The 17654-nt window shown below is 70.5% G+C and carries 16 protein-coding genes; 6 read left to right on the top strand and 10 right to left on the bottom strand.

Going from position 1 to position 17654, the window contains the following annotated elements; all coding sequences use genetic code 11:
• Positions 1 to 4: 4 nt before the first annotated feature.
• From ABT254_RS13645 to ABT254_RS13630, 4 genes are all read right to left on the bottom strand, one after another.
• The gene (locus ABT254_RS13645; protein ID WP_351468189.1) at positions 5 to 1045 is read right to left on the bottom strand and encodes a substrate-binding domain-containing protein; all 1041 of its coding nucleotides are present in this window, start codon (positions 1043 to 1045) and stop codon (positions 5 to 7) included.
• Positions 1046 to 1062: 17 nt separating this feature from the next.
• A complete protein-coding gene (locus tag ABT254_RS13640) occupies positions 1063 to 2082 on the bottom strand; it encodes an ABC transporter permease (protein WP_351468187.1) in 1020 nt (339 codons plus the stop codon).
• Positions 2079 to 3596, bottom strand: a complete 1518-nt coding sequence (locus ABT254_RS13635; RefSeq protein WP_351468184.1) for a sugar ABC transporter ATP-binding protein — start codon at positions 3594 to 3596, stop codon at positions 2079 to 2081. The genes ABT254_RS13640 and ABT254_RS13635 overlap by 4 nt, the downstream gene beginning before the upstream one ends.
• A 110-nt stretch (positions 3597 to 3706) precedes the next feature.
• A complete protein-coding gene (locus ABT254_RS13630) occupies positions 3707 to 4888 on the bottom strand; it encodes an ROK family transcriptional regulator (protein WP_351468181.1) in 1182 nt (393 codons plus the stop codon).
• Between the two features lie 221 nt (positions 4889 to 5109).
• On the opposite strand from ABT254_RS13630, the gene ABT254_RS13625 reads away from it, so the two are divergent.
• Positions 5110 to 6279 (top strand): low temperature requirement protein A, encoded by a 1170-nt coding sequence (locus ABT254_RS13625; RefSeq protein ID WP_351468178.1) that lies wholly within the window; start codon positions 5110 to 5112, stop codon positions 6277 to 6279.
• 169 nt (positions 6280 to 6448) lie between these two features.
• On the opposite strand, the gene ABT254_RS13620 is transcribed toward ABT254_RS13625, so the two are convergent.
• From ABT254_RS13620 to ABT254_RS13605, 4 genes are all read right to left on the bottom strand, one after another.
• Positions 6449 to 7123 carry a GntR family transcriptional regulator gene (locus ABT254_RS13620; RefSeq protein ID WP_351468175.1) on the bottom strand — a complete coding sequence of 225 codons (675 nt, stop codon included), beginning with the start codon at positions 7121 to 7123 and terminating at the stop codon, positions 6449 to 6451.
• 139 nt (positions 7124 to 7262) lie between these two features.
• Positions 7263 to 8201: a beta-ketoacyl-ACP synthase III gene (locus ABT254_RS13615; protein ID WP_351468174.1), complete on the bottom strand. Its 939-nt coding sequence runs from the start codon at positions 8199 to 8201 to the stop codon at positions 7263 to 7265.
• A gap of 149 nt (positions 8202 to 8350) precedes the next feature.
• The gene (locus tag ABT254_RS13610; RefSeq protein WP_266962832.1) at positions 8351 to 8485 is read right to left on the bottom strand and encodes an MFS transporter small subunit; all 135 of its coding nucleotides are present in this window, start codon (positions 8483 to 8485) and stop codon (positions 8351 to 8353) included.
• Positions 8454 to 9788, bottom strand: a complete 1335-nt coding sequence (locus ABT254_RS13605) for an OFA family MFS transporter (RefSeq protein ID WP_351468172.1) — start codon at positions 9786 to 9788, stop codon at positions 8454 to 8456. Before ABT254_RS13605 ends, ABT254_RS13610 begins: the two co-directional genes overlap by 32 nt.
• Positions 9789 to 10024: 236 nt before the next feature.
• Between ABT254_RS13605 and ABT254_RS13600 the strand changes: the two genes are divergently transcribed.
• The 5 genes from ABT254_RS13600 to fdhD are packed head-to-tail and all read left to right on the top strand — an operon-like array spanning position 10025 to position 16474.
• Entirely contained in the window at positions 10025 to 10996 is a 972-nt protein-coding gene (locus ABT254_RS13600; protein WP_351468170.1) for a 2-dehydropantoate 2-reductase, read from the top strand.
• Positions 10997 to 11006: 10 nt separating this feature from the next.
• Positions 11007 to 12932, top strand: coding sequence for a molybdopterin oxidoreductase family protein (locus ABT254_RS13595; protein WP_351468167.1), 1926 nt, complete (start codon positions 11007 to 11009; stop codon positions 12930 to 12932).
• Positions 12933 to 12936: 4 nt separating this feature from the next.
• The gene (locus ABT254_RS13590) at positions 12937 to 14760 is read left to right on the top strand and encodes an NADH-ubiquinone oxidoreductase-F iron-sulfur binding region domain-containing protein (RefSeq protein ID WP_351468165.1); all 1824 of its coding nucleotides are present in this window, start codon (positions 12937 to 12939) and stop codon (positions 14758 to 14760) included.
• Entirely contained in the window at positions 14757 to 15617 is an 861-nt protein-coding gene (locus tag ABT254_RS13585) for a 2Fe-2S iron-sulfur cluster-binding protein (protein ID WP_351468162.1), read from the top strand. The genes ABT254_RS13590 and ABT254_RS13585 overlap by 4 nt, the downstream gene beginning before the upstream one ends.
• A gap of 8 nt (positions 15618 to 15625) precedes the next feature.
• A complete protein-coding gene (fdhD, locus tag ABT254_RS13580) occupies positions 15626 to 16474 on the top strand; it encodes a formate dehydrogenase accessory sulfurtransferase FdhD (protein WP_351468160.1) in 849 nt (282 codons plus the stop codon).
• Positions 16475 to 16571: 97 nt separating this feature from the next.
• Here fdhD and ABT254_RS13575 read toward each other — a convergent pair whose 3' ends face one another.
• Both ABT254_RS13575 and ABT254_RS13570 read right to left on the bottom strand, forming a co-directional pair.
• Positions 16572 to 17099: an isochorismatase family protein gene (locus ABT254_RS13575; RefSeq protein ID WP_351468157.1), complete on the bottom strand. Its 528-nt coding sequence runs from the start codon at positions 17097 to 17099 to the stop codon at positions 16572 to 16574.
• Positions 17100 to 17118: 19 nt separating this feature from the next.
• On the bottom strand, positions 17119 to 17556 hold the full coding sequence (locus ABT254_RS13570) for a MarR family winged helix-turn-helix transcriptional regulator (protein ID WP_351468154.1): 438 nt from the start codon (positions 17554 to 17556) through the stop codon (positions 17119 to 17121).
• Between the last annotated feature and the right edge of the window lie 98 nt (positions 17557 to 17654).

The raw sequence follows: 17654 nt of genomic DNA, 5'->3' as shown, positions 1-17654 counted from the left end.
CGGCCTAGCGGAAGCCGGTGGGCATGTACTGGTCGACGTTGTCCTTGTCGACGACGGCCGAGTAGAGCGTCAGCGAGGCCGGTATCTCGAACTCGGCGAGACCGCTTATGCCCTTGCCCTGACCGAGCGCGCGGGCCAGGTCGATCGCGGAGGCGGCCATCGTCGGCGGGTACAGGACGGTCGCCTTCAGCACGCCGTTGTCCTGCTTGATGGCCTGGAAGGCGGAGAGCGCGCCCGCGCCCCCGACCATCAGGAAGTCCTCGCGTCCGGCCTGCTCGATGGCGCGCAGCGCGCCCACGCCCTGGTCGTCGTCGTGGTTCCACAGGGCGTCGAACTTGGGCTGGGCCTGCAGGAGCTGGGCCATCTTGGCCTGGCCGGACTCGACCGTGAACTCGGCGGCCTGGCGGGCCACCTTCTTGATGTTGGGGTAGTTCTTCAGGGCGTCGTCGAAGCCCTGGGTGCGCTGCTTGGTCAGCTCCAGGTTGTCCAGGCCGGCCAGTTCGACGACCTTGGCGTTCGACTTCCCCTTGAGCTTCTCGCCGATGTAGGTGCCGGCGTTGAGGCCCATTCCGTAGTTGTCGCCGCCAATCCAACAGCGGTACGCCTGCGGGGAGTTGAATATCCGGTCGAGGTTGACGACCGGGATGCCCGCGCGCATCGCCTTGAGGCCGACCTGGGTGAGGGCCTTGCCGTCGGCGGGCAGGACGACCAGGACGTCGACCTTCTTGTTGATGAGGGTCTCGATCTGGCCGATCTGCGCGGCCGTGTCGTTCGAACCCTCGGTGATCTCCAGGGTGACGTCGGAGTACTTCTTGGCGCGGCTCTTGGCGTTGTCGTTGATGGCGTTGAGCCAGCCGTGGTCGGCCTGCGGTCCGGCGAAGCCGATGGTGACGTGCTTGCCGGGTTTGTCGTCGGCGGCCGGCCGGTCGGCCGCGGCCGGGCTCTCGTCCTTGGACTCGTTACTCGTGCAACCTACGAGGAGGGCACCCGTGGACACGGCCGCGGCCCCGAACAACAGCCCTCTGCGACTGGTGAGTTGAGACATGTCAGTGAACCCTTTCCTCAGGTCGTGCTCGCGGTACGGCGCTGGACCAGCACGGCGGCGACGATGATCGCGCCCTTGGCGATCTGCTGGACGTCGCTCTGCAGGTTGTTCAGGGCGAAGATGTTGGTGATCGTGGTGAAGATCAGGACGCCGAGCACGGAGCCGGTGATGGTGCCCCGTCCTCCGCTCAGCAGCGTGCCGCCGATGATCGCGGCGGCGATCGCGTCCAGCTCGTACAGATTTCCGTTGGTGTTCTGGCCCGAGCCGGACAGGATGATCAGCAGGAAGGCGGCGATGCCGCAGCACAGCCCGGACAGCAGGTACAGGTAGAGGCGCTGGCGCCGTACGTCGATGCCGGCGAGCCGGGCGGCCTCCGCGTTGCCGCCGACGGCGACCGTGCGCCGGCCGAAGGTGGTGCGGTTGAGGATCAGCCAGCCGATGATCGTCACGATCGCGAAGACGATGACGAGCGGGGGGACGCCGAGCACATAGGAGTCGCGCTCGCCCAGGTCGAGGATGCCGGTGACGGTGACGATCTGCGTCTTGCCGTCGGTGATCTGCAGCGCCAGCCCGCGGGCCGAGGCCAGCATGGCGAGCGTGGCGATGAACGGGACCATTCCGCCGTACGCGACGAGCAGGCCGTTGACCAGGCCGCATCCGAGGCCGACGAGGACCGCGGTGAAGAGGATGCCCGCGAAGCCGTACTCCTGGGTGGCCACCGTCGTCGCCCACACGGAGGACAGGGCGACGATCGCGCCGACCGAGAGGTCGATGCCGCCCGAGGTGATGACGAAGGTCATGCCGACGGTGACGACGCCGATCACCGAGGCCTGGGTGAGGACGAGTTGGAGGTTGCGGGTGTCGAGGAACTCGTCGGGCTTGGTGATCCCGCCGATGAGGACCAGCGCGGCGAGGACACCCAGGAGGGACAGGGTGCGGACGTCGGCGCGGGCCAACAGCCCACGCCAGCTGGACGGTTGGGCGACCGAGGGCACCTTGTCGGTGTTGTCCCGTGGCGGGGAGGCATGCTGCGTCATGACGCCGGGCTTCCTTCCATGACCAGGTCGAGTACGCGGTGTTCGTCGAGCTCGCGGGCGGGCGCCGTGTGGACGACGCGGCCCTCGCGGAGCACCAGGACGCGGTCGGCGAGGCCGAGCACTTCGGGCACTTCGCTGGAGACCAGGAGGACGGCGAGGCCTTCGTCGGCGAGGCGGCGGATCACCGCGTACAGCTCGGCGCGGGCGCCGACGTCGACGCCGCGGGTCGGTTCGTCGAGGAGCAGGACGCGGCAGCCGCGCAGCAGCCAGCGCGCCAGGACGGCCTTCTGCTGGTTGCCGCCGGAGAGGGTGCGGACCGGCACGGCGGGGTTGTCGGGGCGCAGCGACAGTTCACGCGTGGCCGCCCGTGCCGCGCCCGATTCGGCACGCCGGTCGATCCAGCCCGCGCGTGAGAAGCGGGACATGGAGGAGACCGAGACGTTCCGGGTGACGGACTCCAGCATCAGCAAAGCCTGGGCCTTGCGTTCCTCGGGGGCGAGCCCGAGCCCGGCGCGCACGGCGGCCCGCACACTGCCGGGCCGCAACACCTTGCCGTCGACGCGGACTTGACCGGACGTGGGCTTGCGGGCGCCGTAGATCGTCTCCAGGATCTCCGAGCGGCCCGAGCCGACCAGCCCGGCGAGACCGACGATCTCGCCCGGCCGCACCTCCAGGTCGAACGGCGCGAACTCCCCGTCCCGGGCGAGGCCCCGGACCTCCAGCACAGGCGTGCCGTCCGCGCCGGAGGCGGGCCGCTCGGGAAAGACGTACTCGACATTGCGCCCGGTCATCAGCGCGACCACCTCGCGGGTCGGCGTCGACTTCGCCGGCAGTCCGCCCGCCACCGCGCGCCCGTCCTTCAGCACGGTCACGCGGTCGCCGATGCGCCGGATCTCCTCCAGCCGGTGGGAGATGTAGACGACCGCGACGCCCTCGGCGGTCAGGTCGCCGACGATGCGGAAGAGGTTGTCGACCTCGTCCGGGTCGAGGGCGGCGGACGGCTCGTCCATCACGATGAGCCGTACGTCGTGGGAAAGCGCCCTGGCCATCGACACGATCTGCTGCTGGGCCGCCGACAGCTCGCCCACGAGCCTGCCGGGGTCGATCTCACCATGGCCAAGTCGCTTGAGCAGTGCGGCAGTTGAAGCCTTGGCGGTCTTTCCGCGTACGACGAAACCGGCGGCCGTGGGTTCATGGCCGAGGTGGACGTTCTCGGCCACCGACAGATGCTCCACCAGGTCGAGTTCCTGGTAGATGGTGGCGATACCGAGGCGCATCGCGGCGATCGGCGAGCGGAGGGTGACCTCCTCGCCGCGCCAGCGGATGGTGCCGGTGTCGGGCTGGTGGGCACCGGCCAGCACCTTGATGAGGGTGGACTTCCCGGCCCCGTTCTGGCCGAGCAGGCAGTGCACTTCACCGGCCTGGACGTCGAGGTCGACGCCGTCGAGGGCCCGGACTCCGGGGAACGACTTGGTGATGCCGGACATGCTGAGCAGCGGTGGTTCTGGTGCCATGAGGTCCCCTTGGCGGGCGTGCGGGCCGGTTTCAGGGCGTTTCCGGGCAGGCGTGTTCAGGGCAGGGCGAGGCAGGACGCCGTACTGGTGATCTTCGAAAACGGGGTGGGTTACGCAGGCGAGAAGAGGTGGTCGCTGATGAGCCGGGCCGCGCCGATGACGCCGGCGGTCGGACCCAGCTCCCCGAGGACGATGGGCAGGTTGCCCGTCGCGAGGGGCAGCGACTGGCGGTAGACCTGGGTGCGGATGGCGGCGAGCAGCGTGTGGCCGAGGCCGGTCACCCCGCCGCCGATCACCACCAGACCGGGGTTGAAGAAGGAGACCAGGCCGGCGATGACCTGGCCGGTGCGGTTGCCGCCCTCGCGGATCAGGTCGAGGGCGGTGGCGTCGCCCGCGGCGGCCGCGGCGGCGACGTCGATCGCGGTGAGCGTGCCGTTCGCCGCCAGCCGCGCGGCGAGTGCCTCGGACAGCCCCTGCTCGGCCGCCGCCGTGGCGTCCCGGGCGAGGGCCGCCCCGCTGAAGTGGGCTTCCAAACAGCCGCGGTTGCCGCAGGCGCACGGGTTTCCGTCGGGCACGGCCTGGATGTGCCCGATGTCGCCCGCGCTGCCCGTCACACCGCGGTGGACCTCACCGCCGGCGACGATGCCGCAGCCGATGCCGGTGCCGATCTTGACACAGAGGAAGTCGCCCACGGAGCGTGCGACGCCCGCGTGCTGCTCCCCCATCGCCATGAGGTTCACGTCGTTGTCGACCATGACCGGGCAGCCGAGTTCCTGGCTGAGCGCCTCCCGTACGGGGAAGCCGTCCCAGCCCGGCATGATCGGCGGAGCCACGGGGACGCCCTCGGGGAAGCGGACCGGTCCCGGGACGCCGATGCCGGCGCCGTCGAAACCCTCCGCGAGCCCCGAGGCCCTCAACTTCGCGGCCATCGACAGGACTTGCTCGAAGACCGCGACGGGGCCCTCGCGTACGTCCATGGGCTGGTTGAGGTGTCCGAGGATCTCCAGTTCGGCGTTGGTGACGGCGACGTCGACCGAGGTCGCGCCGATGTCGACGCCGAGGAAACGCAGGCCGGGTGCGAGCCTGATGTTGTGGGAGCGTCGGCCGCCGCGCGAGGCGGCGAGTCCGTCTGCCACGACCAGGCCCGTCTCCAGCAGCCGGTCCACCTCCACGGCCAGCTTGGACCGCGACAGATCGACCTGGTCACCCAGCTGCGCACGGGAGTTGGGTCCTCCGTCGCGCAACAGCTTCAGCAGCTTGGCCTGATGGGCGTTCGCAGGTCGTGCCGTCATGCGTCTCACGAGCCCCTCCCCGCCTCAATCGGCCACCACTGTCCGGGCTTTCGAGGGGAACGTAGCAGCGCCCGCCGAACCTGGGAAGAAGTCGTGCACGAATTGGCGCCGACTTTCTCCACTGACAGGACAAAGGAAAGTCGCGGGCCGCAGCCATGTCAGGCCCATACGATCTGGTCAACGCGTTCCAGGGGGAACGCGCGATCGATCCAGGGGGAGTCATGAACAGCGCAGTGGAGCAGGAGCCGGGTCGAAGAGTCACGACTCTCGAACTCTTCTTCGACCTCGTCTTCGTCTTCACCCTCACCCAGCTCACCGTGCTGCTCGCCGGCGACCTCACGTTCGCCACGGCGGGCCGGGTCGCGCTGGTCTTCGTGGTGCTGTTCTGGATGTACGGCGCCTACGCGTACCTCACCAACCAGGTCCCGCCGGACCGCCCCTCCCGCCGGCTGCTGCTGATCCTGGGCATGGGCGCGTTCCTGGTGTGCGCCCTCGCCATCCCGCGCGTCTTCGACGACACCGGCGTGGTGTTCGGGCTCGGCTTCCTCACGGTCGTGGTCGTGCACACCGCGCTCTACACCCGCAGCCACGGGCGGGACTCGATCTGGTACGGCGTGCCGAACTCGCTGGCCGCCCTCGCCGTGACCGCGGCCGGTTTCTTCGACGGCCTCGCGGCGGACGGCCTGTGGCTGCTCGTCCTCGTCCTGCAGTTCGTGACGCCGTTCTTCGCCGAGCACGGGCCGGGCAGGGCCGACGGACAGCGGTCGGCCGCCGAGATGCGTGTCCAGCTGGGCAGCCTGGACCCGGCACACTTCGTGGAGCGCCACGGCCTGCTGCTGATCGTCGCGTTCGGCGAGTCCGTCATCGCGATCGGCACCGGAATCGGCCGACTGCCGCTCACTCCTGGCCTGGTCGGTGGCGCGTTCCTCTCGCTCGCCCTCGCGGTCGCGCTGTGGTGGACGTACTTCGTGCGGGACGAGGAGGCGGCCGAGGCGGCGTTCCGGGCCACGCCGGCGCCGAGCCGGTGGCGGCTGGCGATGAACGCGTACTACTACTGCTTCCTGCCGATGCTGCTCGGCATCGCCTACCTGGCCGCGGGCGTGAAGAAGACGCTGGGCCACCTCACGGAACACCTGCACACGGGCCCGGCGCTTGCTCTCGCGGGTGGCGTGGCGCTCTTCCTCGCCGGGGACGTGGCCTTCCGCGCGGTCCTGCGCATGCACCCCTTGCGCTTCCGCGCCACGGCCGCACCCGTCGCCCTGGCGGCCGCGCTCCTCGGCGTCCGTGTCTCGGCGGTCGCCGAACTCTTCGCCCTGGTCGCGGTGTTGGTGGCCATGCTGGCGGTCGAGGCGCGGGAAGCCCGGCGCCCGGCGGCCGCCATCGTGTCCTGACCGGCGTGTTCGCTTCCGGCACGAGGACCTTGACGAGGTCGAACCAGTCCCCGGTCTCCTCGCGTTGACCGAGGGCCGGCGACACGGCCGTCAGGGGACGACGAGAAGCCCACGCACCACATCCTGCCGCCGCCTCGCCCTGCCCAGGGTCCGCTCGGCGGCCCTGCGGTCACTTCGTCCGGTCGTGGTACGACCGCCGGGTGTGCTCGGTGTGCTCCCGCATCAGCTGCGTGGCCCGCTGCTCGTCACGGTCGGCGATCGCGGCGATCAGCTCGCGGTGCTCGATCCAGGACTGCCGGCCGCGCTGCCGGGCGATGGGTGTGTAGTACCAGCGCACCCGGCGGTCGACCTGGGCGGCGAGTTCGGCGAGGACCGCATTGCCCGCCAGCTCCATGATCTTCGTGTGGAAGCGGGCGTTCATCGTGACGGCGCCGTCCACGTCGTCCGCGGCGACGGCCTTCTCGCCCTGCGCGCACAGCTCCTCCAGGACCGAGATGCCGGCGCTGCCCGCGTTGGCGGCGGCGAGCCGGGCCGCCTCGGCCTCCAGCAGCGTGCGGACGGTGAGCAGCTGGTCGGCCTCCTCCTCCGTGGGTTCGTGCACGAACGCGCCCTGGGCGGGCCGCAGATCGACCCAGCCCTCGGTGTTGAGCCGCTGCAGCGCCTCCCGTACGGGCTGCCGGGACACCCCGAGGTGGCCTGCGAGTTCGCTCTCGACGAGGTGCTGGCCGGGCTGGAGGGCACGCGTGGTGATCAGTTCGAGGAGCGCCTCGTAGACGCGGTCGCGCAGCGGGCCGGGCCGTTCCAGCTTGGGTACCGCGCCCTGCGGCAGTCCTGTCGACAACATCGGTCGGTCCCCCTCCTGAGCGGCGCGGAGCAACTGCAGCCGGAAAGCCAGTATGGATTGTCTTTCGTCTACAGTCTACGGCGCACAGTGGCCAGGGGTACGGCGGGTCGAGTGCGTCACATCGAGCCGTCAGCGCAGGTCACGGGCAGCGGACGACCTGTCCGGCGTACGACAGGTTTCCGCCGAAGCCGAACAGCAGCACCGGGTCCCCGGTCGAAATGGCGCCCCGCTCGACCAGCTTGGAGAAGGCGAGCGGGATGCTCGCCGCCGAGGTGTTCCCGGACTCGGCGACATCCCGCGCGACGACGGCGTTGACGGCGCCGATCTTCTCGGCGAGGGGTTCGATGATCCGCAGGTTCGCCTGGTGCAGGACGACTGCGGCGAGGTCCTCGGGGGCGAGTCCGGCGCGCTCGCAGGCCCTGCGGGCGATGGGCGGCAGCTGGGTGGTGGCCCAGCGGTACACACTCTGGCCCTCCTGCGCGAACCGCGCGGGCGTGCCCTCGATGCGTACGGCATGCCCCATTTCGGGCACGGAGCCCCACAGCACGGGCCCGATGCCGGGTCCGTCCGCGGCTTCCACGACGGCGGCCCCCGCGCCGTCGCCGACGAGGACGCAGGTGGTGCGGTCGCTCCAGTCGGTCACGTCGGACATCTTGTCGGCACCGATGACCAGCGCACGCGTCGAGGCACCCGCCCGCACCGTGTGGTCGGCGGTGGCGAGGGCGTGGGTGAACCCGGCGCACACGACGTTGACGTCCATCGCGGCGGGCGAGGGGATGCCGAGCCGGGCGGCGACCCGGGCGGCCATGTTGGGCGAGCGGTCCACGGCGGTGGAGGTGGCGACCAGGACCAGGTCGATGTCACCCGGGGCGAGACCGGCCGCCGCGAGCGCCTTGGCCGCTGCATGGGCGGCCAGCTCGTCGACCGGCTCGTCGGGCCCGGCGATGTGGCGTGTGCGGATGCCCACCCGGGACGTGATCCACTCGTCACTGGTGTCGACCAGACCCGCCAGATCCTCGTTGGTGAGCACCTTGGCGGGCTGGTAGTGGCCGACGGCGGCGATGCGCGAGCCGTTCATTGGGCGGTCCCCCTCGTTGCCTTGGGTAGCGGGATCCACCAGTCTGATCAGTGACTCACGGGTACGACGGCAGCCAAGACGACAGGATTCGGGCGCCGGGGTTGTCGGCTTCTGTCAGGCCTTCGGACGCCCGAACACCTACCGAACAGTCACCCGGTGAACAGCTTCGTCGCCTTCTGTACGAGCTCGTACACCCCGTAGGCGAGCGGTGCCCCCACCCACAGCCAGGCGAAGGCGATCAGCGGGCGCCGGTCAGGCGGACTCTGACTGCTGTCGTTCGACATCGACGGTCTCCTCCCTCGGGGCGGGGATGTGGTGGCGGGCGTTGACGGGCCGGACGAGTTCGTTGGCGACGAAGCCGACGACGAGCAGCCCGATCATGATGACGAAGGAGAGGCTGTAGAGGGACGCGCCACTCTTGCCGTCGGCCTTCTGGTGGTCGGCGATCCAGTTCACGATCAGCGGTCCGAGGACGCCGGCCGTGGACCAGGCGGTGAGCAGCCGCCCGTGGATGGCACCGACCTGATATGTGCCGAAGAGGTCCTTCAGATAGGCCGGGATGGTCGCGAAGCCACCGCCGTAGAAGGACAGGATCACCATCGCGCACAGGATGAACAGCGGCTTGGAGGAGTCGCCGAACAAGGCGATCAGCGCGTACATCACCGCTCCGAAGCCCAGGTAGACGCGGTAGATGTTCTTGCGTCCGATCAGGTCGGAGGTGGAGGACCAGCCGATGCGGCCCGCCATGTTGGCGGCGGAGAGCAGCGCCACGAAGCCGGCCGAGGCCGAGACGGACACCGGGGTCGAGGTGTTCTTGAAGAAGTCCTGGATCATCGGGGCGGCCTTCTCCAGGATGCCGATGCCCGCGGTCACGTTCATGCAGAGCACGACCCACAGACACCAGAACTGCGGGGTGCGGATGGCCGTGCCTGCCGAGACCTGCGGCCCCTGGAAGGCGCTCGGCGCGCCCTCGACCGGCCGCTCGCCGCGCGGCACCCGCACCAGCAGCACACCGAGCGACATGAAGACGGCGTACGACAGCCCGTGCACGAGGAACGCGAGCGCGATGCCGGAGCTGTCGGCGCCGAAGGAACCCAGCATCTGCGTGGACCAGGGCGAGGCGATGAGCGCGCCGCCGCCGAAGCCCATGATCGCGATGCCGGTGGCCATCCCGGGCCGGTCCGGGAACCACTTGATCAGTGTGGAGACGGGCGAGATGTAACCGATGCCGAGGCCGATGCCGCCGACGAAGCCGTAGCCGAGGACGATCAGCCAGTACTGCTCGGTGGCCGCGCCCAGCGCGGAGATCAGGAAGCCGGACGAGAAGCAGACCAGGGCGACGGTCATCGCCCAGCGCGGCCCGTTGCGCTCCACCAGCGTGCCGCCGAACGCGGCCGACAGACCAAGCATGACGATGGCGAGCTGGAAGGGCAGCGCGCTCTGCGTTCCGCTGAGGCCGAGCGAGGACTCCAGGGGCGGCTTGAAGACGCTCCAGGCGTAGGCCTGGCCGATGGAGAGATGGACGGAGAGAGCGGCGGGGGGAACCAGCCAGCGGCTCCAGCCGGCCGGTGCGACAGGGGGACTCATGATCCCGAACGTAGGGGAGCGGCAAGGGAGTTGAGAAGGCGGCGCGTCGACCGTATGCGATGAGCGGTATGCGGCGAGCGCCGAACGGTCGGACCGCCCGGTTTTCCCGGCCGTGTGCGGACTCTTGTGGCTCCCGTCACCATACTGTAGACAATATTCAGTCGACACTGTTCGGCAGAGTTCGACTGTGCGGCCATCTCCGCGGTATCCCTCGAACCGAACGGAGCTCCCTCGTCATGAAAGTCGCAGTTCTCGGCGCCGGTGCGATCGGCGCCTACGTCGGTGCCGCGCTCCATCGCGCCGGCGCCGATGTGCATCTCGTCGCCCGTGGACCGCACTTGGCGGCCATGAGGCAGCACGGAGTACGGGTGCTCAGCCCGCGCGGCGACTTCACCGCGCACGCCCACGCCACCGACGACCCGGCCGAGATCGGCCCGGTCGACTTCGTCTTCCTGGGCCTGAAGGCCCACTCGTACGCGGCGTGCGGGCCGCTGATCGAGCCCCTTCTGCACGACGGCACGGCGGTGATCGCCGCCCAGAACGGCATCCCCTGGTGGTACTTCCACCGGCACGGCGGCCCCTACGACGGCCACCGCGTCGAGAGTGTGGACCCCGGCGGCGCGGTCAGTGCGGTGCTCGCGCCCGAACGGGCCGTCGGATGTGTCGTCTACGCGGCCACCGAGCTCGAAGGACCGGGTGTCGTACGGCACTTGGAAGGCACCCGATTCTCCGTCGGGGAGCCCGACCGCAGCGTGTCCAAGCGCTGTCTGGCCTTCAGCGAGGCCATGGTCGCCGGTGGCCTGAAGTGCCCGGTCGAGCCGGAACTGCGGGGCGACATCTGGGTCAAGCTGCTCGGCAACATCTCCTTCAACCCGATCAGCGCGCTGTCCCGCGCCACCATGCGGCAGATGTGTCTGCACGGCGGCACCCGCAAGGTCATCGAGACGATGATGGCCGAGACGCTCGCCGTGGCCGAGGCGCTCGGCTGCGAGGTCGGCGTCTCCATCGAACGCCGTCTGGCCGGCGCAGAGCGCGTCGGCGACCACCGCACCTCCACGCTCCAGGACCTGGAGCGCGGCAAGCCGCTCGAACTCGACGTCCTGCTCGCGGCCGTCGTCGAGTTGGCGGAGATCACCGGCGTGGAGGTGCCCACCCTGCGCACCGTGCACGCCATCTCGGACCTGCTCGCGCTGAGGAGCGCCGCATGAGGAGTGTCGTATGAGGAAACGCGACCGGACCCCGAAGACCTACACCCGGCTCACCCACCCGCTGGTCCGCGACTCCCGTGACGAGCCGTTCCGGCGGGCGAGCTGGGAGGAGGCCCTGGACCGGGCGGCCCGCGGCCTGGAACGCAACCGAGGCGCGTTCGGCATGTTCTCCTGCGCCCGCGCGACCAACGAGATGAACTACGTGGCGCAGAAGTTCGCCCGGGTCGTGATGGGCACCAACAACGTCGACTCCTGCAACCGCACCTGCCACGCCCCCAGCGTCGCGGGTCTGTCGGCGGCGTTCGGCTCGGGCGGCGGGACGTCGTCGTACGAGGAGATCGAGTACACCGACGTCATCGTGATGTGGGGCTCCAACGCCCGCTTCGCGCACCCGATCTTCTTCCAGCACGTGTTGAAGGGCATCAGGAACGGCGCCCGGATGTACGCCGTCGACCCGCGCCGCACCTCGACCGCCGAGTGGGCGGAGAGCTGGCTCGGACTCAACGTCGGCACCGACATCCCGATGGCGCACGCGATCGGCCGCGAGATCATCCACGCGGGCCTGGCCAACGAGGCGTTCATCGCGCGGGCGACGACCGGCTTCGAGGAGTACAAGGCGCTCGTCGAGCCGTGGACGCTGTCCCTCGCCGAGAAGGTCACGGGCGTACCGGCGCGTGCGATACGGGAGTTGGCGCACGCCTACGCCCGTGCCGAGCGCGCCCAGCTGTGCTGGACCCTCGGCATCACGGAGCACCACAACGGCACCGACAACGTCCGCGCGCTGATCAATCTCTCCCTGCTCACCGGTCAAGTGGGGCGCTACGGCGCCGGGTTGCAGCCCCTGCGCGGCCAGAACAACGTGCAGGGCGGCGGCGACATGGGCGCCATCCCCAACCGGCTGCCCGGCTTCCAGGACATCCTCGACCCCGACTCCCGGCTGAAGTTCGAGTCGGCCTGGGACACCGTCATCCAGCCGCACTACGGGCTGAACCTGACGGAGATGTTCGAGGCGATGGAGGAGGGTTCCCTCAAGGCCGTCTACTGCATCGGCGAGAACCCGGCGCAGTCGGAGGCCGACAGCGAGCAGGCCGTGCGCCGGATGCGGCAGCTCGACTTCCTCGTCGTCCAGGACATCTTCCTGACCAGGACGGCCGAGCTGGCGGACGTGGTCCTGCCCGCGACCGCCGGCTGGGCGGAGACCGACGGCACGACCACCAACAGCGAGCGGCGGGTGCAGCGGGTGCGCCGGGCGGTCACCCCGCCCGGCGAGGCGCGTGAGGACATCGACATCATCTGCGAACTGGCGGCACGCCTCGGCCACGACTGGAAGTACGCGGATGCCGAGGCCGTCTGGAACGAGCTGCGCTCGGTCTCCCCGGACCACTACGGGATGACGTACGAACGCCTGGAGGAGCACCAGGGCATCCAGTGGCCCTGCCCGAGCACCGACGAGCTCGAACCGACCTATCTGCACGGCAGGTTGTGGGAGAAGGACCCGGCCCGACGCGGGATGCCCGCACCCTTCGGGATCGTCCAGCACGATCCGCCGGTCGACCTCACCGACGAGGAGTACCCGATCCGGCTGACGACCGGGCGGCGCCTCGACTCGTACAACACCGGTGTGCAGAGCGGCGGTTTCGCCTCGCCGCTCCGGCGCGGCGAGTACATCGAGCTGTGCCCGGAGGACGCCGAACGCTACGGGGTCGTGGTCGGCGAGGAGGTCCAGGTGTCCTCACGGCGGGGGTCGGTCGTGGCGCCCGTATGGGTCGACACGGCGCTGCGGCCCGGACTCGCCTTCATGACCATGCACTTTCCCGACGAGGTGGACACCAACCAGCTGACCATCGAGGCGAACTGCCCGATCGCTGGGACGGCGGAGTTCAAGGCGTCGGCGATCCGGATCGAGAAGCTCCCCGTCGCGACCATCGTGAGGTGACCTGGTGGATCTGCACTTCGGCGACAGCAAGCCGACGGACGACGAACGGGCCGCGGTGGACGCCCTGTTGGGCCCCCCGGAGTCCTCCTGGGAGGGCGCGGACCGCTCCGACGCCGATCTGAGGTGGGCCCGCGGCGGCCGCGCGGCCCGGGAGAGGCGCGACCTGCTGTTGCCGGGGCTGCACGCGATCAACGACCGGATCGGCTGGATCAGCGAGGGTGCCCTGGACTACCTGTGCCGGCGGCTGACCGTACCGCCTGCGGAGGCGTACGGGGTCGCCACCTTCTACGCCATGTTCTCCGTGAAGCCCCGCCCCGCCACCGTGCTCCACGTGTGCACGGACCTGGCCTGCGCGGTGGCCGGGGCGCCCGAGCTGTGCGCCGGGATCGAGGCGCGGCTGAGCCCGGGCAGCGGGGTGAGCGTCGAGCGCGGCCCCTGCCTCGGTCTGTGCGAGCGGGCCCCGGCGGCCCTCGCGATCAAGGCGGGCGACCCGGTGCGTACGGCGGTGTCGGCGCCGGCGACGGCCGAGGCGGCCGTCCTCGCCGCGAGCGCGCCGGACTCGGCGCCGGAGGAACCGCCGGCGGCGACGGCGGTGCCCCAGGCCGGGCAGGACGGGCTTGTCCTGCTGCGGCGGGTCGGCGTGGTGGACCCGGAAAGTCTCGACGACTACCGGGCCCACGGCGGCTACACCGCCCTGCGCCGGGCCTTCGAGCTCGGTCCCGCGGGGGTCATCCGCGAGGTCACCGACTCCGGCCTGGTCGGGCGCGGCGGCGCCGCCTTCCCCACCGGCCGCAAATGGCAGGCCACGGCGTCCCAGCCCGACCACCCGCACCACCTCGTCTGCAACGCCGACGAATCCGAGCCGGGCACCTTCAAGGACCGCGTGATCATGGAAGGGGACCCGTACGCGCTGGTCGAGGCGATGACCATCGCCGGGTACGCGACCGGGGCGCACAAGGGGTACGTGTACCTGCGCGGCGAGTACCCGCGGGCCCTGCGCCGCCTGGAGCACGCGATCGCGCAGGCACGCGCGCGTGGCTTCCTCGGCGAGGACGTCCTCGGCCAGGGCCACGCGTTCGACATCGAGATCCGGCGCGGTGCGGGCGCCTACATCTGCGGCGAGGAGACGGCCCTGTTCAACTCCATCGAGGGCTACCGCGGCGAGCCTCGCTCGAAGCCGCCCTTCCCGGTGGAGAAGGGCCTGTTCGGCAAGCCGACGGTCGAGAACAACGTGGAGACGCTGGTCAACGTCCTGCCGATCCTGACCATGGGCGCCCCGGCCTACGCGGCCATCGGCACCGGGCGGTCCACCGGACCGAAGCTGTTCTGCGTCTCGGGCAGCGTGGACCGGCCCGGCATCTACGAGCTGCCGTTCGGGGCGACACTGGGCGACCTGCTCACCCTGGCCGGGGTGCGGGACCGTCTGCGGGCGGTGCTCCTCGGCGGCGCGGCGGGCGGCTTCGTACGGCCGGACGAACTGGACATCCCGCTCACCTTCGAAGGCACGCGCGAGGCGGGCACCACGCTGGGTTCCGGTGTCGTCATGGCCTTCGACGACACGGTCCCGCTGCCTCGGCTGCTGCTGCGCATCGCGGAGTTCTTCCGCGAGGAGTCGTGCGGCCAGTGCGTGCCCTGCCGGGTCGGCACCGTGCGCCAGGAGGAGGCGCTGCACCGGATCGCCGAGCGCACGGGTGCGGCGGCGGCCGACGACATCGCCCTGCTCAGGGAGGTCGGCCGCGCGATGCGGGACGCCTCGATCTGCGGCCTGGGACAGACCGCGTGGAACGCCGTGGAATCAGCCATCGACCGTCTGGGGGCGTACGAATGACCGTGACACCGCTGGGGATCCCGCGCCGGCTGCTGGAGTTCACCCTCGACGGGGAGCCGGTGCGCGCCCCCGAGGGCTCGACGATCCTCGACGCCTGCCGGGCGGCAGGGAAGGACATCCCGACCCTCTGCCAGGGGGACACGCTGCGGCCCAGGAACGCCTGCCGCGTCTGCATGGTCGAGGTGGAGGGATCCAGGACCCTGGTCCCGGCGTGCTCCCGCAGGGCCGAGCCCGGCATGGAGGTCCGCACCGACACGGAACGGGCCCGCCACAGCCGCAGGGTCGTCCTCGAACTCCTCGCCTCCTCGGTCGACCTGTCGACGACTCCCCAAGTCGCTGAATGGATCAAGGAGTACGAGGCGAAGCCGGACCGCTTCGGCCCCGACGCGGCCCGGCTGGGCGAGGAACCCAAGGTCGACAACGATCTGTACGTCCGCGACTACGACAAGTGCATCCTCTGCTACAAGTGCGTGGACGCCTGCGGCGACCAGTGGCAGAACACCTTCGCGATCTCGGTCTCCGGCCGCGGCTTCGACGCCCGGATCGCCGTCGAGCACGGCGCCCCGCTCACCGACTCGGCGTGCGTGTACTGCGGCAACTGCATCGAGGTGTGCCCTACGGGGGCACTGTCGTTCAAGTCCGAGTTCGACATGCGCGCGGCGGGTACCTGGAACGAATCGGCGCAGACGGAGACGACGACGGTGTGCGCGTACTGCGGAGTGGGCTGCAACCTCACTCTGCACGTGCAGGACAATGAGATCGTGAAGGTCACCTCACCGCACGACAACCCGGTGACCCACGGCAACCTCTGCATCAAGGGCCGCTTCGGCTACCAGCACGTACAGAACCGGGACTGAGACACGACATGGGACGAGTCACGGAACGACGCAAGGTGATCCGCATCCGCGACGGGGCGGTCTCGTCCCGCCCGGACACGCTCGTCGCCGAGGAACCGCTGGAGATCCGGCTGAACGGCAAGCCGCTCGCGATCACCATGCGCACCCCGGGCGACGACTTCGCGCTGGCGGCGGGCTTCCTGGTCAGCGAGGGCGTGCTGGCGGAACAGGACGATCTGCAGAACATCGTGTACTGCGCGGGGGCCACGGTCGACGGTTCGAACACGTACAACGTGGTGGACGTGCGGACCGCACCCTCAGTCGCGATCCCCGACATCACACTCGAGCGGAACGTGTACACCACCTCGTCCTGCGGGCTGTGCGGCAAGGCGAGCCTCGACGCGGTCCGTACGACGGCCCGCTGGCCGATCGCCGACACTCCCCCGGTCCGCGTCGAGCCCGAGCTGCTCGCGAGCCTCCCCGACCGGCTGCGCGCGGCCCAGCGGGTCTTCGACCGGACCGGGGGTCTGCACGCGGCGGCCCTGTTCACGGAGGCCGGCGAGCTGCTGGACATACGGGAGGACGTGGGCCGGCACAACGCGGTCGACAAGCTGGTGGGCCGCGCGCTGCAAAACGGCGACCTGCCGCTGTCCCGCGCGATCCTGCTGGTCTCGGGCCGTGCCTCCTTCGAGCTGGCGCAGAAGGCGGTCATGGCGGGGATCCCGGTCCTGGCGGCGGTCTCGGCACCCTCGTCCCTCGCCGTCGACCTGGCGGCGGAGACGGGCCTGACCCTCGTGGGCTTTCTGCGGGGCAGCTCCATGAACGTGTACGCGGGCGAGGACCGCATCGCTCTGCGGACCGCGGCCGCCCAGGGGTGACCGGCTCTCCGCGACACGGCGGCGGGGCCCCGACCGGCGGGGAGCGCCCCCTGCGCCGCAGGGGCCCCGCCTCAGCTGCTCCCGCCGCCCTGCGGGATCAGCCCGCCACGAACCGCACCTCGGCCACCGTCACCACGGTCCCCAGCCGCGGGAAGTCCAACCGCACCGACGCCTCGTGCTCGGCGGCCGTGAGCGCGGCCATGGCGTCCTCGACGAAGACCAGGTCGTAGCCGAGGTCTCCGGCGGCGCGGGCGGTGGACTCGACACCGAGGTTGGTGGCGATCCCGCCGAAGACGAGCGTGTTGACTCCCCGGTCACGCAGCAGGTCGTCCAGTCCGGTGCCCTGGAAGCCGCCGATGGTCCGCTTCACGACCTCCAGATCGCCGTCCCGGGCCAGACCGGCCACCAGGCCGCTGCCGGGCGGCTGTTCGGCGACGCCGGGGCGTTCGACCCGGACGAGGACGACGGTCGCGCCCGCCGAGCGGAACGCGGTCGCCAACTCCTCGGCGGCGGACAGGACTTCGGTGCCCTTGCGGGGCTCCAGGGGCAGCGCGACGATCCGGTCCATCAGATCGACCAGAACGAGGGCGCTGCGCGCGGGATCGAGAGCGAGGGATACGGCCATGACGGAACGTTATCCGCCGTCAGCTCTCCGTACCGGAAATCCGGATCAACAGACCCAGGAACTGGTCGCGTTCGGCCGCGGAGAGCGGCGCGAGCAGCTCGTCGTTGGCCGTACGCGCGGCCCGCTCGCAGCGCTTGAGCAGCCGCGCGCCGTCCCCGGTGAGTGACACCGCGTTCTTGCGCCGGTCCTTGGGGTCCGGTTCGCGTACGACGAGACCCGCGGACTGGAGGTCGTTGAGGACGCCGACCAGGTCCTTCGGATCCAGCTGCACACCGCGTCCGAGGTCGGCCTGGGCGACGGGGCCGAGGTCGCGTACGGCGGAGAGCACCACGTGGTGCCACATCTTCAGGCCCTCCGCGGCCAGCGCCTCGGCCACCAGCGCGCGGCCGCGCGCGGCGGCACGGCCGAGCAGCCAGCTGGGGAGGGAGCGGATCTCGGCGAGGGGAGCTTCGGGCATGCGGACAGCCTAGCGAAAAGTCATTGGACTTCCCAACGAAGTTCGGCTTATCGTTGGGACTCCCAACGAATTCGTCGGAGGTCCCGACGCCCCCTGGA

The sequence above is a fragment of the Streptomyces sp. NPDC001137 genome, assembly GCF_040298885.1.
Classification (GTDB): domain Bacteria; phylum Actinomycetota; class Actinomycetes; order Streptomycetales; family Streptomycetaceae; genus Streptomyces.
This window is presented reverse-complemented; position numbering and strand designations above follow the sequence as displayed.